The 25,898-nt window shown below is 57.9% G+C and carries 20 protein-coding genes; 11 read left to right on the top strand and 9 right to left on the bottom strand.

All coding sequences use genetic code 11. The annotated features are described in order from the left end of the window. The first annotated feature begins 2 nt into the window (after positions 1-2). Positions 3-776 (top strand): histidine ABC transporter ATP-binding protein HisP, encoded by a 774-nt coding sequence (gene hisP, locus EC836_RS17040; RefSeq protein WP_123335237.1) that lies wholly within the window; start codon positions 3-5, stop codon positions 774-776. Positions 777-813: 37 nt separating this feature from the next. Here hisP and EC836_RS17035 read toward each other — a convergent pair whose 3' ends face one another. Beyond that, positions 814-1,716: a TIGR01777 family oxidoreductase gene (locus EC836_RS17035; protein ID WP_123335235.1), complete on the bottom strand. Its 903-nt coding sequence runs from the start codon at positions 1,714-1,716 to the stop codon at positions 814-816. A 245-nt stretch (positions 1,717-1,961) separates the two neighbouring features. Here EC836_RS17035 and yfcF point away from each other — a divergent pair, with 245 nt between their 5' ends. Both yfcF and yfcD read left to right on the top strand, forming a co-directional pair. Further along, positions 1,962-2,603 carry a glutathione transferase gene (gene yfcF / locus EC836_RS17030; protein ID WP_123335233.1) on the top strand — a complete coding sequence of 214 codons (642 nt, stop codon included), beginning with the start codon at positions 1,962-1,964 and terminating at the stop codon, positions 2,601-2,603. Between the two features lie 123 nt (positions 2,604-2,726). Then, the gene (gene yfcD / locus EC836_RS17025; RefSeq protein WP_123335231.1) at positions 2,727-3,242 is read left to right on the top strand and encodes an NUDIX hydrolase YfcD; all 516 of its coding nucleotides are present in this window, start codon (positions 2,727-2,729) and stop codon (positions 3,240-3,242) included. An 81-nt stretch (positions 3,243-3,323) separates the two neighbouring features. Here yfcD and EC836_RS17020 read toward each other — a convergent pair whose 3' ends face one another. The 4 genes from EC836_RS17020 to EC836_RS17005 all read right to left on the bottom strand — a co-directional run bounded on the left by EC836_RS17020 (position 3,324) and on the right by EC836_RS17005 (position 7,893). Beyond that, positions 3,324-4,148 (bottom strand): ABC transporter permease, encoded by an 825-nt coding sequence (locus EC836_RS17020; RefSeq protein WP_123335230.1) that lies wholly within the window; start codon positions 4,146-4,148, stop codon positions 3,324-3,326. A gap of 10 nt (positions 4,149-4,158) precedes the next feature. After that, positions 4,159-5,421, bottom strand: a complete 1,263-nt coding sequence (locus EC836_RS17015) for an ABC transporter permease (protein WP_123335228.1) — start codon at positions 5,419-5,421, stop codon at positions 4,159-4,161. An 86-nt stretch (positions 5,422-5,507) separates the two neighbouring features. Beyond that, positions 5,508-6,533, bottom strand: a complete 1,026-nt coding sequence (locus EC836_RS17010) for an ABC transporter substrate-binding protein (RefSeq protein WP_123335226.1) — start codon at positions 6,531-6,533, stop codon at positions 5,508-5,510. A 97-nt stretch (positions 6,534-6,630) separates the two neighbouring features. Next, on the bottom strand, positions 6,631-7,893 hold the full coding sequence (locus EC836_RS17005) for a 4-aminobutyrate--2-oxoglutarate transaminase (protein ID WP_123335224.1): 1,263 nt from the start codon (positions 7,891-7,893) through the stop codon (positions 6,631-6,633). Positions 7,894-8,015: 122 nt separating this feature from the next. Between EC836_RS17005 and EC836_RS17000 the strand changes: the two genes are divergently transcribed. Further along, the gene (locus EC836_RS17000; protein WP_123335222.1) at positions 8,016-9,497 is read left to right on the top strand and encodes a PLP-dependent aminotransferase family protein; all 1,482 of its coding nucleotides are present in this window, start codon (positions 8,016-8,018) and stop codon (positions 9,495-9,497) included. 290 nt (positions 9,498-9,787) lie between these two features. After that, positions 9,788-10,873 carry an ABC transporter ATP-binding protein gene (locus EC836_RS16995; RefSeq protein ID WP_123335220.1) on the top strand — a complete coding sequence of 362 codons (1,086 nt, stop codon included), beginning with the start codon at positions 9,788-9,790 and terminating at the stop codon, positions 10,871-10,873. Between the two features lie 690 nt (positions 10,874-11,563). On the opposite strand, the gene pta is transcribed toward EC836_RS16995, so the two are convergent. Continuing rightward, a complete protein-coding gene (pta, locus tag EC836_RS16990; RefSeq protein WP_123335218.1) occupies positions 11,564-13,708 on the bottom strand; it encodes a phosphate acetyltransferase in 2,145 nt (714 codons plus the stop codon). A 137-nt stretch (positions 13,709-13,845) separates the two neighbouring features. Further along, positions 13,846-15,048 carry an acetate kinase gene (ackA, locus tag EC836_RS16985; protein WP_123335216.1) on the bottom strand — a complete coding sequence of 401 codons (1,203 nt, stop codon included), beginning with the start codon at positions 15,046-15,048 and terminating at the stop codon, positions 13,846-13,848. Between the two features lie 338 nt (positions 15,049-15,386). Here ackA and yfbV point away from each other — a divergent pair, with 338 nt between their 5' ends. The 6 genes from yfbV to EC836_RS16950 all read left to right on the top strand — a co-directional run bounded on the left by yfbV (position 15,387) and on the right by EC836_RS16950 (position 23,924). Beyond that, positions 15,387-15,839, top strand: a complete 453-nt coding sequence (yfbV, locus tag EC836_RS16980; RefSeq protein WP_123335214.1) for a terminus macrodomain insulation protein YfbV — start codon at positions 15,387-15,389, stop codon at positions 15,837-15,839. Positions 15,840-15,983: 144 nt separating this feature from the next. Next, positions 15,984-16,478 carry a YfbU family protein gene (locus EC836_RS16975; protein ID WP_123335212.1) on the top strand — a complete coding sequence of 165 codons (495 nt, stop codon included), beginning with the start codon at positions 15,984-15,986 and terminating at the stop codon, positions 16,476-16,478. A 13-nt stretch (positions 16,479-16,491) separates the two neighbouring features. Then, on the top strand, positions 16,492-17,151 hold the full coding sequence (locus tag EC836_RS16970) for a sugar phosphatase (protein ID WP_123335210.1): 660 nt from the start codon (positions 16,492-16,494) through the stop codon (positions 17,149-17,151). Between the two features lie 80 nt (positions 17,152-17,231). Beyond that, a complete protein-coding gene (locus EC836_RS16965) occupies positions 17,232-19,064 on the top strand; it encodes an SLC13 family permease (protein ID WP_199735216.1) in 1,833 nt (610 codons plus the stop codon). Positions 19,065-20,174: 1,110 nt separating this feature from the next. Further along, positions 20,175-22,871 (top strand): TonB-dependent receptor, encoded by a 2,697-nt coding sequence (locus EC836_RS16955; protein WP_123335207.1) that lies wholly within the window; start codon positions 20,175-20,177, stop codon positions 22,869-22,871. 198 nt (positions 22,872-23,069) lie between these two features. After that, the gene (locus tag EC836_RS16950; protein WP_123335205.1) at positions 23,070-23,924 is read left to right on the top strand and encodes an energy transducer TonB; all 855 of its coding nucleotides are present in this window, start codon (positions 23,070-23,072) and stop codon (positions 23,922-23,924) included. Positions 23,925-23,986: 62 nt separating this feature from the next. Here EC836_RS16950 and yfbR read toward each other — a convergent pair whose 3' ends face one another. Then, positions 23,987-24,583, bottom strand: a complete 597-nt coding sequence (gene yfbR, locus EC836_RS16945) for a 5'-deoxynucleotidase (protein WP_123335203.1) — start codon at positions 24,581-24,583, stop codon at positions 23,987-23,989. A gap of 68 nt (positions 24,584-24,651) precedes the next feature. Beyond that, positions 24,652-25,866, bottom strand: a complete 1,215-nt coding sequence (locus tag EC836_RS16940; RefSeq protein WP_123335202.1) for a pyridoxal phosphate-dependent aminotransferase — start codon at positions 25,864-25,866, stop codon at positions 24,652-24,654. Positions 25,867-25,898: the final 32 nt, after the last annotated feature.

Raw genomic sequence — 25,898 nt, 5'->3', positions numbered from 1 at the left:
CTATGGCTGAAAATAAATTAAGCGTTACCGAACTGCACAAACGCTATGGTGAACATGAGGTGCTGAAGGGCGTATCGCTACAGGCGAATGCCGGCGATGTCATCAGTATTATCGGCTCTTCGGGTTCGGGTAAAAGTACCTTCCTGCGCTGCATTAACTTCCTGGAGAAGCCAAGCGAAGGCACCATCTCGGTGAATAATGAAAATATTCACCTGGTGCGTGATAAAGACGGCCAGCTGAAAGTCTCCAACAAAGAGCAGCTGCGCACCCTGCGTACCCGGCTGACCATGGTGTTCCAGCACTTCAACCTGTGGAGCCACATGACGGTGCTGGAGAACGTGATGGAAGCGCCGATTCAGGTGCTGGGGCTGGGCAAAAGCGAAGCGCGCGAGCGGGCCATCCGCTATCTGGACAAAGTGGGTATCGACGAGCGGGCGCGGGCTAAATATCCTGTGCACCTTTCCGGCGGCCAGCAGCAGCGCGTGTCGATTGCACGCGCGCTGGCGATGGAGCCGGAAGTGCTGCTGTTTGATGAGCCGACTTCGGCGCTGGATCCTGAACTGGTGGGCGAAGTGCTGCGCATTATGCAAAAGCTGGCGGAAGAGGGCAAAACCATGGTGGTTGTGACCCATGAGATGGAGTTTGCCCGCCATGTCTCCAGCCACGTGATTTTCCTGCATCAGGGGAAAATTGAAGAGGAAGGCGCGCCGAACGAGCTGTTTAACAACCCGAAAAGCGCCCGTCTGCAGCAGTTTTTATCCGGTGCACTGAAGTAACGGCCCGTAAGGGGAAAGCCACGTGCGCTTTCCCCTGCTAATGCTTACCCATCACGTCGGCTAACGCGTCATCTAACTCATACCAGCGGAAACGAAAACCGGACGCCTCCAGGCGCTGCGGTAATACGTGCTGCCCGCCGAGCACCAGCACCGCGGATTCGCCCATCAGCAGGCGGATTGCGCTGGCCGGGGTGCGGACGATAGCAGGGCGGTGCATCGCTTCGCCCAGCGCGGCGGCAAACTGCTGATTGCGCACCGCATAGGGTGCGACCAGATTAAACGGCCCGTGCAGCGTCGGATGCTCCAGCAGCCAGAGAATGCCGTTCAGCATGTCATCGATATGGATCCACGGCAAAAACTGTTTGCCGCTGCCGAGCGGCCCACCGACGCCCAGTTTAAACGGCAGCTTCATCTTTTCCAGCGCGCCGCCGGAACGGCTCAGCACCACGCCGGTCCGCAGCAGGCAGACGCGGGTGTGCTCGCCTGCCGCCAGCATCGCCAGCTTCTCCCAGGTATCACACAGGCGATGCGTAAACTCATCGTGGCCGGGATCGTCCTCGGTCACCACCAGCTCGCCGGTATTGCCATAAAAGCCGGTGGCGGAACCCGATATCAGCACCGCAGGCGGCGTGCTACTGGCGGCAATCAGTGCGGCCAGCCGCTCGGTGATCTGCCAGCGGCTGCTGCACAGCAACTGTTTCTGCGTCTCGCTCCAGCGCTTCGCGGCGATCGGCTCTCCGGCCAGATTAATCACCGCATCAATGCCGTTGAGATCGCGCTGCTTCTCCAGCCCGGACCACAGCCGGACTTTCTCGCCAAGTTTTTCTCTGGCGCCAGCCACATTGCGGGTCACCACGCTGACCTCGTGACCCTTCTCAAGCAGACGGGCAACGAGCGGCTGGCCGATCAGCCCGGTACCGCCGGTGAGCAGAATATGCATGCTGTTGATCCTTTTCGCTGAGTCGCTGTTACGGTCACTTTCAGCATAGGTGAAGATAGCAGCTCTACCTGTGACAATGCGCACGGTGGCTGATAACAATGGATTTTTAGTGCGTTACGGGCAGATAAACCGTAGCGAAAATTGCTGCCATTCTGATTTGCCATCCGGCTTACACGAGATGTTTGCCTTCGGCCGAAAAACCAGCTAAACAGGTGTTTCAATCCGTAACCGTCGAAGGACGCCCGATGAGTCACCCGAATATCATTCTGTGGTCAGATGCTAACTTTTTCAGTCCGTATGTGATGTCAGTTTATGTTGCGCTCAGTGAGAAAGGGCTGCCTTTTACGCTAAAACGCATTGATCTTGCCCGTGACGAACATCACGAACGGGCCTACGGGGAGATATCGCTGACGCGCCGCGTTCCGACGCTGCAGGTTGATGATTTCCTGCTCTCGGAATCGTCGGCGATTGCCGAGTATCTGGAAGACAGCTTCCCGGCACCGGAGTATGAGCGCCTTTATCCCCGCGATCGTCAAAAACGCGCCAGAGCGCGCGAACTGCAGGCCTGGCTGCGCAGCGATTTTATGCCCCTTCGCCAACAGCGTCCGACGGACGTGCTGTTCGCCGGCGCTCGCCTGGCTCCGCTGGATGACGCCGGAAAGGCCTCGGCCCAGGCGCTGATTGCCGCCGCCGAGCGGCTGCTGCCCGCAGGCCAGCAGAATCTCTTTGGTGAATGGACGATTGCCGATACTGACTTTGCCGTGATGCTGAATCGCCTGGTGCTGCACGGCGATGCCGTACCGCAGCGGATTGCCGATTACGCGCACTTCCAGTGGCAGCGCGCGTCCGTTCAGCTGTGGCTGGCGGAATCGGCCAGGCTGGCCTGAACCGAATGCGCACAAATTGATGATTGCGTCGCGGGGCGTTAATCATTAATTTAGGCGGATCGCGCTGCGCCGCGAATCATAATGACCACACGGCGCACAGCGCCAGAACAAAAAGGGATACGGATGGTGGAGCAAGAGCCAGGCACTGAGTGGGTCGATATCGTTAACGAAGAGAACGAGGTCATCGCCCAATCCAGCCGAGCACAGATGCGAGCTCAGTGTTTACGACACCGGGCGACCTATATCGTGGTTCACGATGGTATGGGGAAAATTCTGGTTCAGCGTCGTACCGAGATCAAAGATTTCATGCCGGGCATGCTGGACGCAACGGCGGGCGGCGTGGTGCAGAGCGGTGAAGAGATGCTGGAATCCGCACGTCGCGAAGCGGAAGAGGAGCTGGGCATTGCGGCCGTCCCGTTTGCTGAGCACGGTCTGTTTTATTACGAAGATGAGCACTGCCGCGTGTGGGGTGGATTGTTCAGCTGCGTTTCTCACGGCCCGTTCGCCATGCAAGAAGAGGAAGTGGATGAAATCATCTGGATGACGCCGGAAGAGATCACCGCCCGTTGCGATGAATTTACCGACGACTCGCTGAAGGCCCTGTCGCTGTGGCTGACCCGCAACGGCGAAGGTGAGTAAAGCAACGGTGAATCATCTCCGCTAAATAAACCGGGGCTCAGCGCCCCGTTTTTACCTCCGTGCTCGACGCAATGTCACCGGCTAGTGAGCCGGGCTGTGGCGCATTTTCTCCCCGCGACGTCGCAGCACCTCCATCACGATCAGCAGAATAAGCGATGCCCCGATCATCAGCGTGGCGGCGGCAGCAATTGTTGGGTCGAGATTTTCGCGAATACCGGCAAACATCTGGATCGGCAGCGTACGCTGGCGCGGGCTGGCAAGGAACAACGTCACCACCACTTCATCAAACGAAGTGGCAAAGGCGAACAGCGCACCCGAAAAAACGCCGGGCGCAATCAGCGGCAGCGTGACCTTACGAAAGGTGAGCAGCGGCGATGCGCCAAGGCTGGCCGCCGCCCGCGACAGTGAGGTGTCATAGTTTTTTAATACCGCCATCACCGTGATCACCACAAACGGCACGCCCAGCAGCGCATGAGCCAGCACCAGCCCGATGTAGCTGTTCAGCAGCGACAGTTTGGCGAAGAAGAAGAACATCCCCACGGCAATAATCACCACCGGTGCCACCATCGGTGAGATCAGAATGGCCATCACCAGCCCCTTACCCCGGAACTCGCCGCGCACCAGGCCCATCGCGGCCAGAACGCCCAGAACCGTGGCCAGCAGCGTTGCCAGCGGAGCAATCAGCAGGCTGTTGCCCAGCGCGCCAATCCACTCCTGCGAATTGAAAAAGGTCTGATACCAGCGCAGTGAAAAGCCGCTGAGCGGATAGCTGAGAAATGAGCTGCTGTTAAACGACAGCGGCACGATCACCAGAATCGGCACGATAAGAAACAGCAGTACGGCGGCGCTGTAGAAATTGAATGCGCTGTTCCACAGGCGCAGGATCAGGGTTCCCTGTTGTCTCATGGCGGTCTCCTTAATGGGCTGCCGCTTCGGCAGCGGTGCGGGTTACGCGAACATAAACGATGTACAGCAGCAGAACGATCACCAGCAGCTGGCTGCCCAGTGCGGCCGCCATCCCCCAGTTCATGGTGCTGTTGGTGAAGAAAGCCACAAAATAGCTGACCATCTGGTCGTCAGGGCCGCCGAGCAGGGCAGGCGTCACGTAGTAGCCAATCGCCATCATAAACACCAGCAGCGCACCGGCGGCGATACCGGCCCAGGTCTGCGGAACGTAAACGCGCCAGAAGGCGAGAAACGGATGGGCGCCGAGCGAAATGGCTGCGCGCACATAGGCCGGAGAGATACCCTTCATCACCGCGTACAGCGGCAGCACGATAAACGGTAGCAGGATATGCGTCATGGCGATAAACACCCCGATGCGGTTAAACACCAGCGTCAGCGGGTGATCGATGATGCCGGTGGCCATCAGCGCGCGGTTGATTAGGCCACCGGACTGCAGCAGCACGATCCAGCTGGCGGTGCGCACGATCAGCGAGGTCCAGAACGGCAGCAGCACCAGAATCATCAGCAGGTTGGCGCGGTTGGTCGGCTGTTTCGCCAGCCAGTAGGCCAGCGGATAGCCAATCCCGACGCAGAGCAGGGTGACCACCAGCGCCATCCACAGCGTGCGCAGCAAAACGTTGACGTACAGCGCTTTGTCGGCGGGGATCGCCTGTACCTTGCCGCTTTTCACATCCACCTGACGATCGAACACCGACAGCAGATAGTAGCCGGTCAGCGGTGCCGAGACGCGCTTCAGCGTCTGCCAGGTGCTGAGTTCGCCCCACAGCGGCTGGCCGGCAATCAGCGCGGCTTTAACCTGCTGGCCGTCTGCCGGAACCAGTCGTGGCGCGGTGACGATCATCCTGCGAAAGGCGCTGTCTTCATAGCTCATGCGCTTGGCAACGGCGGCGATCTGCCCACCGTCGCGGGCGGCAACCAGTTCCTTGCCCAGCGTGGCGAACAGCGCCTCGTCGGGCAGGCTGTTACCGGACCAGCGGCTCAGAGCGGCGCTGGTCTGCGGCAGGCCGTCATGGACTTCCGGGTTCTCCACGCTTTTGCTGAGAATGGAGAGAATAGGGAACAGAAAGCAGACCACGATAAAGATCAGCAATGGCGCAATCAGCAGCAGCGACCGACGGGTTTTGCCGCCGTCCGTCTTGCGCAGGCCCTGGCTGAAAGAGGCCGCAGGCTGCGCGGGTGGGCGGGGGGATTCCATTACCGGGTTTTGACTCATTGCTGGCTCCTTTATAACCTGCCGGGCCGGACGGGCTGTAGCGGCGGAACGAGCCACCGGCTACAGCATTAAACGGGGGAAGCGAACTATTTAGCAGCCCAGGCGTTGAAGCGCTGTTCCAGATCTTCGCCGTGCTCCAGCCAGAAATCGCTGTCGACCTGAACGGACACCGCCAGGTTATCCGGCGCGGTAGGCAGCTTCGCCAGGCGGGCTGGGTCCAGCAGCGGGCTGGTTTTGATATTGACCGGGCCGTAAGGGATATTTTCGGCGTAGACCTTCTGGTTTTCCGGCTGGTTGGCGAAGGCAATAAACTGTTCGGCCAGCGCTTTATGTTTGGAGCCTTTGACGATGGCCCAGTTGTCCAGATCGTACAGGGCGTTATCCCAGACGATTTTGAAATCATGCCCTTCGTCCTGTGCGGCACCGATGCGGCCGTTATAGGCCGAGCTCATCACCACGTCGCCGGAAACCAGCCACTGCAGCGGCTGTGCGCCGGATTCCCACCACTGTACGTAAGGTTTCAGCTGGTCGAGCTTTTTAAAGGCACGATCGACACCCTGCGGCGTGGCCAGCACGTTATACACGTCCTCACGCTTCACGCCGTCTGCCATCAGGGCGATTTCAAGGGTGTATTTGGCGCTCTTACGCAGCGCGCGCTTTCCGGGGAAGGTTTTCACATCCCAGAAATCCGCCCAGCTGGTGGGGCCCTTCTTCAGCTTCTGCGCGTCATAGGTCAGCACCGTGGACCAGACGAAAATCCCGGCACCGCACTCGCTGACCGCCGCCGGGATCAGATCGGTTTTCCCGCCCAGTTTGCTCCAGTCGAGGGTTTCAAACAGGCCTTCTTCACAGCCGCGCTTCAGCTCCGGCGTTTCCAGTTCGACTACATCCCAGCCGATCTGGCCGGTTTCGACCATTGCACGAATTCGTGCCATTTCACCATTGTATTCACCGGCCTCAATGTTGCCTTTACCTGCGGCGATAAACGGTTTGTAAAAGGCTTTGTCCTGCGCATCCTTGTTGGTTCCGCCAAATGAAATGACCGTCAGGCTTTCCGCCTGAGCCTGCATTGCCACGGCGGCAATAATCAGTACCGCTAACTTCTTCACCATGCCAGTATCCTCTGAGGGGCTGTTAATTGTTGATTGGCTTATTGTTGTGTTGCGACTTACCTGCACTATCTGTGCCACTTCCCTGTGGCCGGGCCGGTCAGGCCCGTAATAAAGAGGTCAGCAGCGTCAGCGCCTGGCGGAACTGGGCATCCGGAATGGTGAGCGGATAGAGGAAGCGGATGACGTTGCCGTGCACGCCGCAGGTCAGCAGGATCAGTCCCTGCGCCAGGGCTCGCTGCTGGATGTCGCGGGCGATTTCCGGCGACGGTTTTCCGCTGGTGGGATCGTTGAATTCGGCCGCCACCATGGAGCCGCGGGCGCGTACTTCAACCAGTGCCGGATTGCCGCTGGCGTTCAGCGTTTCCACCAGCTCCGCACCGAGCTTCAGCGCACGGGCGCACAGCTGTTCTTCATCAATCACCTTCAGCACCGCCAGCGACGCGGCGATGGCCAGCGGGTTACCGGCATAGGTGCCGCCCAGCCCGCCCGGCAGCGGTGCGTCCATCAGTTCGGCTTTCCCGCCCACCGCCGAAATCGGCAGGCCGCCGCCCAGGCTTTTGGCCATGGTGATCAGGTCCGGTTTCGCCTCCGGGTAATATTCGCTGGCGAACAGCCTGCCGGTGCGGGCGAAGCCGGTCTGAATTTCATCGGCAATCATCACAATGCCGTGGCGATCGCAGAGGGCGCGCAGAGCCTGAACGAACTCCGGTGGCGCGATATTAAAACCGCCTTCGCCCTGGATAGGTTCATAGATGATTGCCGCCACCTGCTGCGGGCTGATATCGCAGCGGAACAGCATTTCCAGGCTTTCCAACGCGTCGTCAACGCTGAAGCCGTGCAGGGCGTTGGGATAGCGAGCGTGGAACACCGAACCGGGGAATGGGCCGAAGGCGGTTTTATACGGGGTGACTTTTCCGGTCAGGGTCATGGTCATCAGCGTGCGGCCGTGGAAGGCCCCGCTGAAGGCGATGACGCCGGGGCGTCCGGTGGCCGCGCGGGCAATTTTCACCGCATTTTCCACTGCCTCTGCGCCGCTGGAGAAGAAGGTCGTTTTGCTCTGTCCCTCAATGGGAACGCGCTGGTTAAGCTGCTCGGCCAGCTCGATGTAGTTTTCATACGGGATAACCTGGAACGCAGTGTGGGTGAAGCTGCCGAGCTGCTCGCTGACCGCGGCCATCACTTTCGGGTGGCGATGCCCGGTATTCAGCACCGCGATCCCGGCGGTAAAGTCGATATATTCGCGTCCCTCGTGGTCCCACAGCGTGGCGTTTTCAGCTTTGACCGCATAAAAATCACACATCACACCCACGCCGCGCGGTGTGGCATTCAGGCGACGCTGCTGTATTTCACTGTTGCTCATGGTATTCCCTCGTGTTTGGCGAATCGTGGCCGCTGCCACGTAGTTTCAGGCTCTCCTTGCTTTTTAACGTTTTCGGGGTTTTATAATCCAGAGCCAGTTTTTTTTATTTCAAGGAACCAATTTTGCGAACACTGCTCGGTGACCTGCTTGCCTCCCGTCTGAGCCAGACCCCGTCGGGGACGCTGAACAAGCGTCTGTATGATGTTTTGCAGTGTGCCATTCAGGATGGATCCATTGCCCCCGGCAGCCGACTGCCTGCCAGCCGCGATCTGGCGAAAGATTTATCCGTCTCCCGCAATACCGTGCTGGCGGCCTATGAGCAGCTGCAGTCCGAGGGCTATCTGCAAACCCGTGCCGGAAGCGGAACGTTCGTCTGTGAGGTGCTTCCTGAGAGCGTGCCGGATGCGGAAGTGGCTCCGGCTACCGCCCTGCGACCGTTTAACTTCGTTCGGCTGTCCACCCGCGGCTCGCGCCTTCTGATGCGCAGCGGGGCAGGACCGCACCAGTGGGGCGCGTTTATGCCCGGCGTGCCGGATGTCAGCCATATGCCGCATGATATCTGGCGAAAAATTCACTTGAAGCTCAGCCGCCGTATGCCGGTCGAGGCATTAAGCTACTCCAGCCACGGCGGCTGCCTCCAGCTGCAGCAGGCGCTGGCGGAGTATCTGCGGGTGATCCGATCGGTCAACTGTACCCCGGAACAAATCCTGGTTACCGCAGGGACCCATCAGGCGCTGGATCTGCTGGCGAAAATGCTCTGCGATCCCGGCGATCGGGCGTGGATTGAGGAGCCGGGTTACTGGGGGATCCGCAACGTGCTGGCGGTGAACGGTATCGAGCTGCAGCCCCTACCGGTGGACGACGAAGGTCTGATGCTGGCGGATTTTAACGCTGATGCACGGCCACCACGGCTTATTTGCGTTACGCCTTCGCACCAGTACCCACTGGGTTCGGTGATGAGCCTGCAGCGGCGGCATCAGCTGCTGGACCTGGCCCGCCAGGCGGGAAGCTGGGTGATTGAGGATGATTACGACGGCGAGTTCCGCTTTGCCGATTCGCCGATCCCGGCGCTGCAGGGACTGGCCCCGGATGCCCCGGTGATCTATCTCGGCACCTTCAGCAAAACTCTCTATCCGGGGCTGCGGCTGAGCTACATGGTGGTGCCGAAGCCGCTGGCGGCGCGGATGAAAATGGCCCACTCCGAACTGTATCGCGGCGGCAACGGTCTGGTGCAGCTGACGCTGGCGGAGTTTATCCGTGAGGGGCACTACGCCGCCCACGTGCGTAAAATGCGCCAGCTGTACAGCCGACGCCGCGCCGAACTGGTGCGGGTGATCCGCGACACGTTGGGGGAGGGATTTATTGCCCAGCAGAGCAATGCGGGCCTGCATCTGGTGCTTTCGCTGCCGGCTGACATTGACGATGTGGCGCTCAGCGCCGAGCTGGAGCAGAACGGCGTGCTGACCCGCCCGCTGTCGGCCTACTACCTGCTGGGCAATGCCAGGCGCGGTCTGCTGCTAGGCTATGCCTGTGTTGAAGAGCACGAGATGGCGGAGAAGTTTGCACCGGTTCTGGCCTGTCTGAGGCGACGCCTGCCGGGATGAGCGGCAAAGGGCAGGGGCTGTGCACCTGCGTGGTGCGGGCCGATCGTTAGCCTGTTTCTGCGGGAAGAGAACGGGGCTGAGTCTGGTTTAATTTAAAAAATACAATAGAAAACAATAGCCTGAAGAATTATCTCTCAGGCTTGTTTTTTTCGTTTTTTGTCAAATTCTGCTTGTCGAAGCGAAATTTGTTGTGGTAGAGCTAAAAAAGAGCCACCCAGAGGATGCGCCCGGTGTGAGTAATGCATAAAGCGTGCCTGGGATAAATTTCCCGCTTCGACGAGACAAAAATGATGAGATCGCTGGTGAGTTTTAAGAACATCAAAAAGAGCTACGATGGCGAAAAGCTGGTCGTTCGCAACCTGAATCTGGACGTGCATGAGGGGGAATTTCTCACCCTCCTTGGGCCTTCCGGTTCGGGGAAAACCACCAGTCTGATGATGCTGGCCGGATTTGAAACCCCGAGCGACGGGGAGATTTATCTGCGTGAAAAACCGCTGCATACGCTGCCGCCGCACCAGCGTGATATCGGTATGGTTTTTCAGAATTATGCGCTGTTTCCGCATATGACCGTGGCGGAAAACCTGGCTTTCCCGCTGTCGATTCGCCGGCTCAGCAAGGCGGATATTAAAGAGCGGGTTAGTCGCATTCTGGATATGATTAAGCTCACTTCGCTGGCGGATCGCTATCCGGCACAGATGTCGGGCGGGCAGCAGCAGCGCGTGGCGCTGGCCAGGGCGCTGGTATTTGAGCCGAAGCTGGTGCTGATGGATGAACCGCTGGGTGCGCTGGATAAGCAGCTGCGCGAACATATGCAGCTGGAAATTAAGCAGCTGCATCAGATGCTTGGCCTGACTATCGTTTACGTAACCCACGATCAGAGCGAGGCGATGACCATGTCGGATCGGGTGGCGGTGTTTAACGACGGTATGATCCAGCAGATGGACAGCCCGGGTAAGCTTTATGAGCAGCCCGATAACGCCTTCGTGGCCGGATTTATCGGCGAAAACAACAGCCTGCTGGCTACCCAGCTGCGCGCTGAAGGGGAGTATTATCGCGTTCAGCTCGATGACGGCTGTCAGCTCAGCGCGCTGAAAGTGCGGCCCAGTTCGCCGGGTAAAAAAATCCAGCTCAGCATCCGGCCGGAACGCATTAACGTTAACGCCCCGGCGGCGGGCGATCAGCAGGTTAAGGCGAAAATTCAGCAGTTTATCTACCTTGGCGACCATGTGCGTATGCTGACCGAGGTGGCCGGTCAGGGGGGCTTTATGGTGAAGCTGTCGCCGGCAAAAATGGACAGCCGCTGGCAGCCGGGCAGCGAGGTGATGCTTTCCTGGCAGCCTGAGCACCTGCGGGCGCTGGACGTGATGTTACAGTAGCGGGTTAGCTGCTGCCGTGGTGCCTGCGCTGACGGGTGGTTGCCCCGTCTGGCGGTCCTCGCGCCACGCGTTGCGTGGTGCCCTCACTACGTTCGTCAGCGCCGCGAGTGTCGAGCGGTCATCAGGTAAAAAGATATCCCTGATATTTCCTGGCGATAGCAGATGCCAGCCGATGATGTGCGGCGTGGTGCGGTGCCGACCGAGTTTCTCTTTTTTATTCAGAACTCGGATTTTCAGACATGAAGGCTGGCCTGTTCGGTGATCTTTAAAAGCGACGAAGAAAGACTGAAGGTGGCACAGCCCTGGCGGCGGCTGAAGGACAATCCGCAGCGCTGAGGTGGAAGCTGATGGCCAGGAGATGCCAGCAGGGAGGCTGGCGTCAGGCGGGGTCGATACATGGATGTATCGTCTCCGCCGGTCCGGGCGGCCAGCAGCTGTAACCGAAGGCACCACGCAGCGCGTGGCGCGAGGACCGCCCGGCAGCCGCCGCCAGGGCTGGGCACCTATCCCCAGAAACCGCAGCAAAAACATCCAAACCGCAGCGACAATATCCAAACCGCAGCGAAAACATCCAGATAATAAGCCCTGTCATCCAAACACCAGCCATAAAAAAAGCCGCTATCCCAAAGGATAACGGCTTTAATCGAACTGCATCACGCCCTAAGACCCGCTACAGCATCACGCCCTGAATCAGCCTTCAGCCTGCTTTGACTGAATCGCCGTCAGTGCGATGGTGTAGACAATATCATCCACCAGCGCACCGCGAGACAGGTCGTTCACCGGCTTACGCATACCCTGCAGCATTGGACCGATGGAAATCAGGTCCGCAGAACGCTGTACCGCTTTGTACGTGGTGTTACCGGTGTTCAGATCCGGGAAGATAAACACGGTAGCACGGCCGGCAACCGGGGAGTTTGGTGCCTTAGACTTGGCAACATCGTCCATGATCGCGGCGTCATACTGCAGCGGGCCATCGATTACCAGATCCGGGCGTTTTTCCTGTGCGATACGAGTCGCTTCGCGCACTTTCTCAACGTCGCTACCGGCACCGGAGTTCCCGGTGGAGTAGGAGATCATTGCAACGCGCGGCTCTATGCCGAAGGCCATCGCAGAATCCGCTGACTGAATGGCGATCTCGGCCAGCTGCTCCGGGTTTGGATCCGGGTTGATGGCGCAGTCGCCGTAAACCAGCACCTGCTCAGGCAGCAGCATGAAGAATACGGACGAAACCAGCGAACTGTTTGGTGCCGTTTTGATCAGCTGCAGCGGTGGACGAATGGTGTTCGCCGTGGTGTGAACCGCACCGGAAACCAGACCGTCAACTTCACTCGCTTCCAGCATCATGGTGCCGAGCATCACGTTGTCTTCCAGCTGCTCCTGCGCAACCACTTCGGTCATGCCCTTGCTCTTACGCAGCTCAACCAGACGAGCAACGTAGTTTTCACGCACCACTTCCGGGTCAACAATCTCAATACCTTTGCCCAGCTCAACGCCCTGCGCTGCCGCTACACGCTGGATCTCTTCCGGGTTACCCAGAAGAATACAGGTGGCGATGCCGCGCTCGGCACAGATAGCTGCCGCTTTCACGGTACGCGGCTCGTCGCCTTCCGGCAGAACGATACGCTTACCGGCTTTACGCGCCAGCTCGGTCAGCTGGTAACGGAAGGCTGGCGGAGACAGGCGACGGCTGCGCTCGGACGCGGCAGTCAGCGACTCGACCCACTCGGCGTCGATGTGGCTGGCAACGTATTCCTGCACGCGCTCAATACGCTGGGTATCGTCAGTTGGCACTTCCAGGTTGAAGCTCTGCAGGCTCAGAGAGGTCTGCCAGGTGTTGGTATCGACCATAAATACCGGCAGGCCGGTCTGGAAGGCGCGCTCGCACAGCTTCTGGATTGGCGCGTCAATGGCATAGCCACCGGTAAGCAGAATCGCACCGATATCAATACCGTTCATTGCGGCCAGACAGGCGGCAACCAGCACGTCCGGACGGTCTGCGGAGGTCACCAGCAGCGAGCCAGGGCGGAAATGCTCCAGCATATGCGGCAGGCTGCGCGCGCAGAAGGTCACCGACTTGATGCGGCGGGTCTGGATATCGCCTTCGTTAACGATACGCGCGTTCAGGTGACGGCACATATCGATAGCGCGAGTGGCGATCAGCTCGAAGCTCCACGGCACGCAGCCCAGAACCGGCAGCGGGCTGTTGGCAAACAGCTGCTTTGGATCGATGTTGGCGACGCTGGCTTTGTTCGAGTCATCGAAGATTTCGGACAGATCCGGGCGAGTACGGCCCTGTTCGTCCACCGGGGCGTTCAGCTTGTTGATGATCACGCCGGTAATGTTTTTATTCTTGCTGCCGCCGAAGCTGCTTTGGGTCAGCTCGATGCGCTCTTTCAGCTGCGCCGGGGAGTCGTTGCCCAGCGACATCACGAAGACGATTTCAGCGTTCAACGTTTTCGCGATTTCATAGTTCAGCGACTGCGCGAACTGATGCTTGCGCGTTGGCACCAGACCTTCCACCAGCACCACTTCCGCATCGCGGGTGTTTTCGTGGTAGCGGGCGATGATCTCTTCCATCAGCACGTCCTGCTGGTTGGAGCCCAGCAGAGATTCCACGCGGCTCATTGCCAGCGGCTCGGCGGCCGGGATGCTGGAGTTTTTGCGGATGATGGTGGTGGTTTGATCGGGGGCATTGCCGCCGGTACGCGGCTGGGCGATCGGTTTGAACACGCTCAGGCGAACGCCTTTACGTTCCATAGCACGGATAACGCCCAGGCTGACGCTGGTCAGGCCGACGCTGGTGCCGGTAGGGATCAACATAATAGTACGAGACACGATAACCTCTCTTATAGCCTGCGTTTATCTGTCTGCATCTTTGCTGAAGGCATGTTTGCAGCGTAAAGCAGGGCTATAGCGTAACTTCTGCTGTCTGAAAACAACTCCGTCAGCCTGAGCTGACGGAGATTGGTAAATTAAGCGGTCAGGCGGGCTGCGTCCTGCGCGATAACCAACTCTTCATTGGTTGGGATCACGATGGCCGGACGGGTACCTTCTTTGTTGATGAAGCCCGATTTGCCGAAGCGGGCGGCCAGGTTGCGTTCGTGGTCAACCTCGAAGCCCAGCAGCGCCAGTTTACCCAGCGACAGCTCGCGCACCATTGCGGCGTTTTCACCGATACCGCCGGTGAAGATAACCGCATCCAGGCGGCCATCCATCAGTGCGGTGTAGGCACCGATATATTTGGCCAGACGGTGGCAGTAAACGTCCATCGCACGTTTGGCATCGGCTTTGGTTTCGTAGTTATCTTCCACGTAGCGGCAGTCGCTGGTGACTTCGGTCAGACCCAGCAGGCCAGACTCTTTGGTCAGCAGCTTGTTAATGGCGTCAACGTTCATGCCCATAGTGTCGTGCAGGAAGAACACCACGGCCGGATCGATATCGCCGCTGCGGGTGCCCATGACCAGGCCTTCCAGCGGGGTCAGACCCATTGAGGTGTCAACGCACACGCCGTTGCGGATAGCGGAAACGGAACCGCCGTTGCCCAGGTGGCAGGTGATGATGTTAACATCTTCAACCGGCTTGTTCAGAACCTTCGCCGCTTCCTGAGTCACATAGTAGTGGCTGGTGCCGTGCGCGCCGTAGCGACGTACGCCGTGTTCTTTATACAGTTTGTACGGCAGGGCGTAGAGGTAAGACTCTTCCGGCATGGTCTGATGGAATGCGGTGTCAAAAACGGCCACGTTTTTATCAGCCAGGTGCGGGAAGTTTTTCAGCGCTTCATCAATCCCGATCAGGTGTGCCGGGTTGTGCAGCGGTGCGAAATCAGAGGCGTCTTTGATGCCCTGGATAACGGAATCGTCGATCAGCACGGACTGGGTCAGCTTCTCACCGCCGTGAACGATACGGTGGCCGATTGCCGCGATTTGTGCTGACAGTTCTGGTTTTTGTGCCAGAATAGTTTTAACCATGAAGTTTAGTGCTTCACTGTGCGCCGCGCCGGCACCCAGAGCCGCTTCCTGTTTAGCGCCGTCCAGTTTCCATTTGATACGGGCTTCCGGCAGGTGGAAGCATTCAGCTAAACCTGACAGGAATTCGTCACCGTTTGCCGGATCGATGATGGCAAACTTAAGGGAAGAACTACCGCAGTTCAGAACCAGTACTAACTTACTCGACATGGAAGGTCCTATTTATTTAAAAGTGGCGAAATAAAACTCAAACAGACTATCAGCGTAGCGCATGAAAGCTGGTACATTAATGACACATGTCATACTGAAGATAACTTTACAGTGACCGGCAGTAAAAAAATTTTGGGTATTTTACGGGATTTTTTGAAATCCTGTTCGATCTTTCTGGGACCGACCCTTCTTGATTGCAGTTGCCTGCTGTTCAGAGTCGAAAACGCGCTCAGGATAACCAGAGTGGCCCACAAAGACAAAATATTTTGAATAATGTCATGTAAAGTTGGTGTATTGCGGTTTTTTTTTAATTTTTATCTCTGAAGTTGAGGTCCGCTATGGCGAATGAATCTGGCTCCGTTGGTTGGTTCAAGCTGTTCCAAAATGGGCAGCACTATATGAAAACCTGGCCCGTCGATAAACGTCTTGCGCCCGTGTTTCCTGAAAACCGGGTGGCGCGCGCCACCCGCTTCTCGATTGCCTTTATGCCGCCGCTGGCGGTGTTCACCCTGACCTGGCAAATCGCGCTGGGCGGCCAGCTGGGTCCGGCAGTGGCCACGGCGCTGTTTGCCTGTAGCCTGCCGATGCAGGGGCTGTGGTGGCTGGGCAAGCGTTCGGTGACCCCGCTGCCGCCGACCTTATTATCCTGGTTCCACGACGTGCGTGAAAAATTGCAGGCGGCGGGTCAGGCGATTGCGCCCGTAGAGGGTAAGCCGACCTATCAGTCGCTGGCAGACGTGCTGAAGCGCGCGTTTAAGCAGCTGGATAAAACCTTCCTCGACGATCTTTGATCCTCAAGATTGATCATCGATTAACGTGTTAAGTTATCCCTTTACGGGTTTTCATCTGGAAACCCGTTTTGCATCAAAGAAGCTCCCCGCGCGGCTGTGAGATCCTTATCCACAATATAATTTCCGCAACCAGGGAGCCTCCCGATGGATATGACCTCAGCCCAACGTTTAATTCTTTCCAATCAATACCAGATCATGGCCATGCTTGATGCCGAAAATGCCGCGCACTATCAGCGCTGCCAGACCATTATCAAGCGCGGCTATGGTTTGCAGATGCGCGAACTGGACAGCGAACTGAGCCAGCTACCCGAGGCGGAATGCCGCACGCTGCTGGCGATGATGGAGATGCATCACGCGCTGCATATATCCTGGAGTAATCTGAAAGATTCGCAGGATATCGATCCGCGCAGGCTGCAGTTTCTCGGTTTCGATGGCAGCACGGAAGGGCGCTACCTTGGCTATACGCGCTTTATGGTCGAGCATGAAGGGCGCTACACGCACTTCCCGGCCGGCAGCCACCGCTTTGATGCACAGGTTCCGATGTGGGAAAAGTATCAACGGATGCTTACGGTATGGCACAATTGTCCGCGACAGTATCATTTGAGTGCGAATGAAATCGCACAAGTCATTAACGCCTGATGAGGAAGTCGCAGTGAAGTGTAAAGGTTTTCTGTTCGATCTGGATGGCACGCTGGTAGATTCCCTTGCGGTTGTTGAACGCGCCTGGAGTAACTGGGGCCGTCGTCGGGGGATTGAGACCGAAGAGATCCTGGCTTTTATCCACGGCAAGCAGGCTATCACCTCACTGCGTCACTTTATGCAGGGTGCCTCGGCTGAAGAGGTTCAGCAGGAGTTTCTGGCCCTTGAGCGGCTGGAAGCTGAGGACACGGACGGTATCGTGGCGTTACCGGGGGCGCTTTCCCTGCTGGCAACGCTCGATGAGCTGCAAATTCCCTGGGCTATCGTAACCTCCGGCTCTGTGCCAGTTGCCAGCGCCCGTCATGGCGCTACCGGGCTGCCGGAACCGCAGGCTTTCGTTACCGCCGAGCGCGTTGAACGCGGAAAGCCGGAGCCCGATGCCTATCTGCTGGGGGCGCATCTGCTGGGCCTGGAGCCGGAAGAGTGCGTGGTGGTGGAAGATGCCGCTGCGGGCATTCTTTCCGGCCTTGCCGCAGGCTGCCACGTGGTGGCCGTCAACGCGCCTGCCGATTCGCCACGCCTGAACGAGGTGGATATGGCTCTGACCTCGCTGGAAGAGCTAATCGTTCACCGCGATCCTGACGGGACGGTGAATGTCCATCGTAAGCACTAATCCCTTGATTTAACCCCGCTATTGCGGGGTTTTTTTATGTCATGCTGTTGGCAATTGTGGCCGTATGACGGGAATCCGCCGTGAACAATCAACTGCTCTGGGTACTTTGCCTGCTGGCAATGGTGGTGATGCTTTTTATTACCGGCAGGCTGCGCATGGAAGTTGTTGCGCTGCTGGTGATTATTGCCTTTGTGTTGAGCGGCACGCTGACGCTGCAGGAGGCGACGCTCGGCTTCAGCGATCCGAACGTGATCCTGATCGCCGCGCTGTTTGTCGTTGGTGAAGGGCTGGTGCGCACCGGCGTGGCGCTTCAGCTAGGGGAGTGGCTGATTAAAGTCGCGGGCAACAGTGAAAGCCGCGTGGTGGTGCTGCTGATGCTGACCGTCGCCGGGCTGGGGGCGATCATGAGTTCGACCGGCGTGGTAGCGATTTTTATTCCGGTGGTGCTGAGCGTGGCCGCCAAAATAAACAGTTCCCCCGGCCGCCTGATGATGCCGCTGAGCTTCGCCGGGTTGATCAGCGGGATGATGACGCTGGTTGCCACGCCGCCTAACCTGGTGGTTAACAGCGAGCTGGTGCGTGAGGGGCTGAACGGTTTCGGCTTTTTCGCGGTCACGCCGATTGGGCTGGTGGTTCTGCTGCTGGGCATTGGCTATATGCTGCTGGCGCGTTTCTGGCTGGTGACGCCGGCCGCCGCCGAGCGTCCCGGGCAGGCCCGGCGCACCTTCCGCGAACTCATCCATCAGTACCGGTTAAGCGGCCGCGCTCGTCGACTGGCGATCCGCCCGGACTCGCCGCTGATTGGGCATCGACTGGATGATTTACAGCTGCGCGAGCGCTTCGGTGCCAGCGTGGTGGGTCTTGAGCGCTGGCGAAAGTTTCGTCGGGTGATGGTGCCGGTGACCGGAACCACCGAGTTTCGTAGCGGCGACGTGCTGCTGATCGATATGTCCGCCGCCGAGATCGATCTGCGGGAGTTTTGCGCCAGCCAGCAGCTGGAACCGATGGTACTGCGTGGTGAGTATTTTTCCGATCGCGCCCGCGACGTCGGCATGGCCGAAGTATCACTGCTGGCCGACTCACCGCTGCAGGGAAAAAGCCTGCGCGAAATCGCGTTTCGCTCGCGATACGGCATCAGCGTGGTGGGAATGCGGCGCGGCAGTGAGGTGCTGGAGAACGCCTTCACCGATGAGCCGCTGGCACTGGGCGATATTCTGCTGGTAATGGGCGACTGGAAAAAGATTGCCCAGATCCAGCAGCAGACCCAGCGTGATTTTATGGTGCTGAATCTGCCTGCCGAGGTCGATGAGGTTGCTCCTGCCAGCAGTCAGGCACCGCATGCGCTGTTCTGCCTGGCGCTGATGGTGGCGATGATGCTGACCGAGGAGATTCCCAATCCGATTGCCGCTATTATTGCCTGTCTGTTAATGGGCAAGTTCCGCTGTATTGATGCGGAAAGCGCGTGGCGGTCAATCCACTGGCCGGGGCTGATTCTGATTATCGGGATGATGCCTTTCGCGCTGGCGCTACAGAAGACCGGCGGCGTGACGCTGATCGTTGACGGGCTGATGCAGCTGGCGGGAGGCCACAGTCCGCAGGTGATGCTGGTGTGTTTGTTTGTGCTTTGTGCGACGATCGGGCTTTTTATTTCCAATACCGCTACGGCGGTGCTGATGGCACCGATTGGCGTGGCGGCTGCACATCAGATGGGCGTATCGCCTTATCCCTTTACGATGGTGGTGGCCGTGGCGGCATCGGCAGCGTTTATGACGCCGGTGTCATCGCCGGTGAATACGCTGGTTTGTGCGCCGGGCGGATATCGGTTCTTTGATTTTGTGAAGGTGGGTGTGCCGTTTACGCTGATTGTGATGGTGGTCAGCGTGCTGTTGATTCCGCGTTTGTTTCCGTTTTGAAGATTCGTCGCTGCAAGGTTCCTTCTGCTCCAGCATCGGGACTGTGTGCTCTTCGCTGCTGGCTATGTGCTTTGGGGCCAGTCTCTGCGGCTGTCGGGCGGTCCTCGCGCCGCTATGTGGTCTCTTCAGCTCCAGCATCGGGACTGTGGGCTCTTCGCTGTTGGTATGATGCTTTGGGGCCAGTCTCTGCGGCTGTCGGGCGGTCCTCGCGCCGCTATGCGGTCTCTTCAGCTCCAGCATCCGGCCTTTCGGATCGGCGCAGAGCGGGCGTCCTGCCCGCGCCGCGCCTGATCCAGGCATCCATGCCTGGCTCTCCGGCCCCGCTGCTTACGCTTCAGCGCTGCGGATTGCCCAACAGCCGCAGAGACTGGCCCCTTTTCCACATAGTGCTCGCTGGTTGTGACGTTAAGTTTTAATGGCTTCAAAGTCCGATCGTGTTTTCTTAAAAGTCGACACCAGAATTCAACATCAGACGTGTGGCCTGTCCGCCATGGGAATCTGTAATTCAGAACTCAATATGAAAGCCCCAATTCGGCTGCAGGGACGCGGACGAACGCAGTGAAAGCATCGCAAATGGGGCTAGGATCTGCCTGAGCAGGGGCATGGACAGCTTAAGCCAACTCCCAGGTTTGCAATCAATCTGGATTCAGATTGTGAAGAAGAAACTCACCGTTAAATCCTTAGATTTTTCAGGCAACACGAAAGTCAAAAGCAGGCTGGCAGTGCCTCCGTTCGGGCAATCCGCAGCGCTGAACGTAGAGAGGAAGCCAGGATTCGGCCGCATGGACGCGGACGAAAGTCACAGTCGGGCCAGGACGACCCGTCTGTGGCGGTCCGATCGGCTGACGAGCGAAGTGAAGGGACCGCAACGCGGCGCGAGGACGCCCGACCGGGGGCACTGCCAGCCAGCGCAACCACTTATCTCTGTATTACCCCTGAAATCAGTACGTAAATAACTGAGACCTGTACAGAATTTATAAAATAAAAACGCATTTATTTTCATAAACACAAAAAAAATCCCGTTCTCATTCGTTGTAGTAACCAGACAGACATCGATGGACTAAAAATCGATGCATAACATCGTGCTTACTATCAGGGGACTGGGATCTAATGAGTTCGTCAGTGAAAATGAATGTGGGGCGCCGTGTCGGAACACGACTGTTTAGCGTCACGCTGCTCGGCAGTATCACGCTGCCGCTGGCTGCGCTGCCGTTTTCCGTGCAGGCGGAAGAGGCAAAACAGGTTAACTTCCGTATTCCCGGCGGTTCGCTCTCGTCGGCGCTGGCCGACTTCGGCCGCCAGTCCGGCATGCAGGTCAGCTATCTACCGGAATATGCAGCAGGGCAGCGTTCTGCCGGCGTTACGGCGACCACCACACCGGCTGACGCGCTCTCCCGACTGTTACAGGGAACCGGGCTCAGCTACAGCTTTACCGGCAGCAACACGGTCACGCTGAGCCAGTCGGCAACCACCGCTGCGGCAGGCGATGATTCACTGATGCTCGGCACCATTACCGTTAATGCTAAAGCGGGCGGTACCCCCGCCGATGCGCCTTATGAATCCGCAGGATCCAGCGCTTACCTGTCAGGTGAGCAGGTGGATCGCTTCCGTGGTACTTCGGTGGGTGACTTCCTTTCCGGCGTGCCGGGCGTACTGAACGGCGATGGCCGCAACTCCGGTGCGCTGGACGTGAATATTCGCGGCATGCAGGGCCAGGGTCGCGTACCGGTGATCGTCGATGGATCCAGTCAGGAAACGACCATCTATCAGGGCTATAACGGTTCTAACTCGCGCAGCTATATTGACCCGGACTTTATCGGCTCAGTTTCGATTGAGAAGGGCGCGAGTATGGGTGCAGATGCCGTCGGTGCTACCGGTGGCGTGGTTCGTGTTAACACCATCAGTGCGAAAGATATTTTGCTGCCGGGCGAGAGCATCGGCGTGCGGCTGAAGGGCGGATTCAACGGCAACAGCGGCAGCGTGCCGCGTGAGGGCACCCGAGCGGGGATGAAGAAAACGCTGGGCTACGTCTGGGATGGTCCGCCGACCGATATGTATTATGAAAACGATACTAACCGCCCCGGGCTGTTTGAGGCCACCGGGGGATCCGGCAGTATCGCCATCGCCGGAACCAGTGAATATTTTGAAGGCGTAGCGGCCTACGCCCAACGCTACAACGGTAACTATTACGCCGGTAAGCACGGCGGCAACCAGCCTCATCCCGCTTTTGATGTTGATAATTATGGTAATGAACGCTGGATAAACGGTGGCGTCAGCCCCTATCGCGCTGGCGAACAGGTACTTAACACCTCGCTGAACAATGAGTCATGGCTGCTGAAAGGCAAGCTGAAGATGGTGGATAATCAGACGCTGGAAGTGGGATACAGTAAGTACATCAGCGACTATGGTTACCAGCTGGGATCGACCTACTATATCACTCAGGGGCTTTATCAGGGGCGGCTCAGCAATATCACTCTGGATACCTGGACCGCACGCTATAACTGGCAGCCTGAAGAAACCGACCTCATCAACCTGAAGATCAACACCTTCTACAATAAGGTGGATAACCGGGCGAACGCTACTAACTATAGCAACACGCAGTACGTGTTGAACGATGCGGGAATGCTGGTGGGGTCAGAGCGCTGGGGCGGTACGCTGTCGAATACCTCATTGCTGAACACCCCGGCAGGCGACGTCAGCGTGGAATACGGCGGTGGCTACACGCGTGAAGATGTAGGCAGCCCGGATGGCATCGTTTATACCCCGAGCACATTCCTTTCCATTCCGCAGCCGCGCGAAGGCAATCGCCGCGAGAGTAACGCGTTTACCACCGTAGAGTGGAAACCACAGGACTGGCTGACGCTGAACGGGAACCTGCGCTATCAGCATTACAAAACACTGGATAATGCCCCCACGTTGGCGGAGCCGTACGAGCGCACGGACAAAGGCTGGTCGCGGATCGCCAGTGTGACCGTGGAACCCTGGGAAGGCGTTAAGCCGTATGTGAAATACAGCAACGTGATGCGCAACCCAAGCATCTTTGAATCCTTGACCAGCCCGTCCTTCGGCATGCCGGTTTCTGATAACCCGGTGAAGCCGGAGCAGGCACGCAGCTACGAGCTGGGGATTAACTTCCTGCGCGACGGCGTGTTCCTGCCTGAAGATAAACTTCGCCTGCACGCGGCGTACTTTGATAACAACGTTGATAACTACATTACCCGTTCCAATATTCCGATGGAAACCCCATGGTTTACCTGGTACGCACTGGGTCGTGTGAATCTTAAGTCGGCTGAGATGCGCGGTTATGAAGTGACCGCCGAGTACGATACGGGGAAAGTGTTCGGTAGCATCGGCTGGAACCATTACACCCACGTGATGTTCTGCGCCGTCCCGGGCAGCATTAACCCGGAATACACCGAATGCGCGGCGGGCGGGATCTACAACAGCTTCGCCCTGCAGCAGGTGCCGCCGAAGGATACCGTAACGGTGAACCTCGGCAGCCGCTTCCTTGACGACAAGCTGACCGTGGGCACGCGGTTTAACTGGATCGGTAGCCGCTATACTGAAGGGATTGGTGACGGCAGCGAAAAAACGATTCAGTCACTGGGGGTAGGTTCAATCCAGGCCTCTAAATGGAATCCGTACGCGCTTATCGACCTGTATGCCAGCTATCAGCTGAACAAAAATGCCAGCTTCGATCTGAATATCGATAACCTCACGGATCGCTACTATGTTGAAGCGATGAGCATCATGCCGCAGCCGGGCCCTGGCCGGACGCTGCGCGGAAGCGTCACGCTGAAGTTCTGATAATCCAGGGCGGGGCATCCGCCTTGCCCTGAATCCGCCATTCGCCTCTTCTGCCCGTACTGATTTCTTGCCAATTCCGCCCCGACGTAAAAAAACTGCCGATTTAACAGAAAATTTATCCTCCGTATTCGTTTTATTAACCAGAGACCCGAATTCCCGGGGATGCCGTAGGGATTTATGCAATGAGGTTGGTTAGACATGGCAACGCCAGTGACGTTTGATGATGTGCAGCGCGCCGGTAAAACGAGCTGGCTGACGGGCAGCCTGCTGGCGTTAGGCCTGCATATTGGTGCCGCGGTGTGGCTAATGTGGATGCCGCCAATTACCGCCGCCGATAATACCCCGCCTGCGGCGATTATGATCGAGATGGCGGATACCGCCCAGGCGGTGCTGACCGAACGTAATGACATCTCACCGGAAAGCCAGAATTCGCAGGCAAGCGAAGAGAAAGTGAAGGAAGAGACGCAGAGCGATGCCGCCGCTGCACCGGCCGTCGATCCTCAGAAGCAGCCGGAAAAAGAGCCGGAGAAAGCGGCACCGAAGGCGGAAAACCCGGATGTCGTCCAGCGCACCGCTGCGGGGGCGAAAACGAAAAAAGACCAGAAGGGCAAATCACAGCAGGAAAAACAGAAAAAACAGAAGCAGCAGCAGGCGCAGCATCAGGAGCAGGTGTCGGCAAAGCAGGCGGTTCAGGCTCAGGTGCAGACGCAGCAGGCCGAGCGCACCGCCGCGCAGAAAACCAACGCCAGCAGTTCGGTTTCCACTCCTCAAGAGGCAAGCTGGGCAGGACGAGTGATGGCACACCTGGAGAAGCGTAAGCGCTATCCGGAAGCGGCGCAGGAGCGTGGCGACACCGGCACCGTGCTGGTGCGTTTCACCATTGATGATGACGGTAATGTGCTGAGCGTTTCGCTGGCGAGAAGTTCGGGCGTCGCCGAGCTGGATCGTGAGGCGCTGTCGCTGGTTAAACGCGCCTCGCCAGTGCCCGCTCCGCCACCCGGCGCGCAGAAAACCCTGACCGCGCCGGTGGCGTTTTTCCCTAAGCGCGGTTGAGATAGCTGAAAGGTAGCCCCGAAATGGCAGCGATGCTGCCTCGCCGGGCGCTGCTGCACCCGCTACAGGGATTCCTGGCTTATCTCATCCAGCGATAGACTGAAGCTGGGGATAAAGACCTCAACGAAATAGTCCATCTCCGGGCTGTGACGCTGGGCGAGGGTTTTCTCCAGTCGGGCTTTCGCCAGCAGGAATTCGTTATTGCCCGCCGACAATTCCTCCAGGCATTTCAGGTAGGCACAAAGCGCATCTGCCTGCTTAACGATCGCCGTTTCCGCTTCGCTGTGCTGATGTTCGTCGATCAGCGGTGCCCAGGCCGAGCGCAGCTCTTCCGGCAGCATTTCAATCAGCTTCTTCTGCGCAATCTTCTCGATTTTTTTGTACTCATGGGCAATCTGCGCATTGTAGTACTTCACCGGGGTCGGAAGATCCCCGGTCAGCACCTCACTGGCATCATGATACATCGCCATCAGGGCGATGCGACCCGGGTCGAGATTGCCGTTAAATTTTTTGTTTTTAATCACCGCCAGCGCATGAGCAACCATCGCCACCTGCAGGCTGTGCTCCGACACGTTTTCAGTGCGCACATTGCGCATTAACGGCCAGCGGTTGATCAGTTTCAGACGGGAGAGGTGGGCAAAAAAGTGGCTTTGATTCATCAGGTGTTTCCGCTTGCCCGGATAGCCGCGCTGCCGCTATCCGGGACTGATATCTGAAGAGAGGAGACTTACTGGTGGTAGCCGCCGAGGAAACGGCCAAACTTGGTGATGGCCATTTCCAGATCGTCTACGCGCGGCAGCGTAACGATGCGCACATGGTCCGGCCACGGCCAGTTAAAGGCGCTACCCTGCACCAGCAGGACTTTTTCCTGCAGCAGGAAGTCGAGAACCATTTTCTGGTCATCGTGGATGTTGAATTTTTTCGCGTCGATTTTCGGGAACATATACAGCGCGCCGTCCGGCTTCACGCAGCTGACACCCGGAATATCGTTGATCAGCTCCCAGGCACGGTTACGTTGCTCGTACAGTCGTCCACCCGGCTGGATGAATTCGCTGATGCTCTGATAGCCGCCCAGCGCGGTCTGAATTGCGTGCTGCGCCGGAACGTTCGCGCACAGGCGCATCGACGCCAGCATTTCCAGCCCTTCAATATAGCCTTTCGCGTGCTTCTTCGGCCCGTTCAGCACCATCCAGCCCTGACGGAAACCGGCAACGCGGTAGGTTTTTGACAGACCGTTAAAGGTAATGGTCAGCAGATCCGGTGCCAGCGCGGCGATCGAATGATGGCGGGCGGCATCGTAAAGAATTTTGTCGTAGATTTCGTCAGCAAAAATAATCAGATTATGCTGGCGGGCGATCTCGACCACTTCAAGCAGCAGCTCTTTGCTGTATACCGCACCCGTTGGGTTGTTCGGGTTGATGATCACAATGCCGCGAGTGCGTGGGGTGATTTTGCTGCGAATATCGTCAAGGTCCGGGAACCAGCCTGCTGACTCGTCGCAGAGATAATGCACGGCCTTGCCGCTGGAGAGGGACACGGCAGCGGTCCACAGAGGGTAATCCGGTGCCGGAACCAGCATTTCGTCGCCGCTGTTCAACAACGCCTGCATCGACTGAACGATCAGCTCGGATACGCCGTTACCGATATAGATGTCTTCAACGGTGGTATCGCGAACACCCAGCGCCTGATAGTGCTGCATGATGGCTTTACGCGCGGAGTACAGGCCTTTTGAGTCGCAGTAGCCCTGAGCGCTGGGCAGATTACGAATCACATCGACCAGAATTTCGTCCGGGGCTTCAAAACCGAAAGGGGCAGGGTTACCGATATTGAGTTTAAGAACCTTGTTACCTTCTTCTTCGAGGCGCTTCGCTTCTTTCAGCACCGGGCCGCGAATGTCATAACACACATTATCCAGTTTGCTGGACTTATCAATTTGGGTCATCTCGGTCACCTTGACTTGCAGGAGGGTTTTCC

The sequence above is a fragment of the Erwinia sp. JUb26 genome, assembly GCF_003751505.1.
Classification (GTDB): Bacteria; Pseudomonadota; Gammaproteobacteria; order Enterobacterales; family Enterobacteriaceae; genus Erwinia.
Note: the sequence above shows the minus strand (reverse complement) of the source record. Positions and strands in the feature narration are given on the sequence as shown.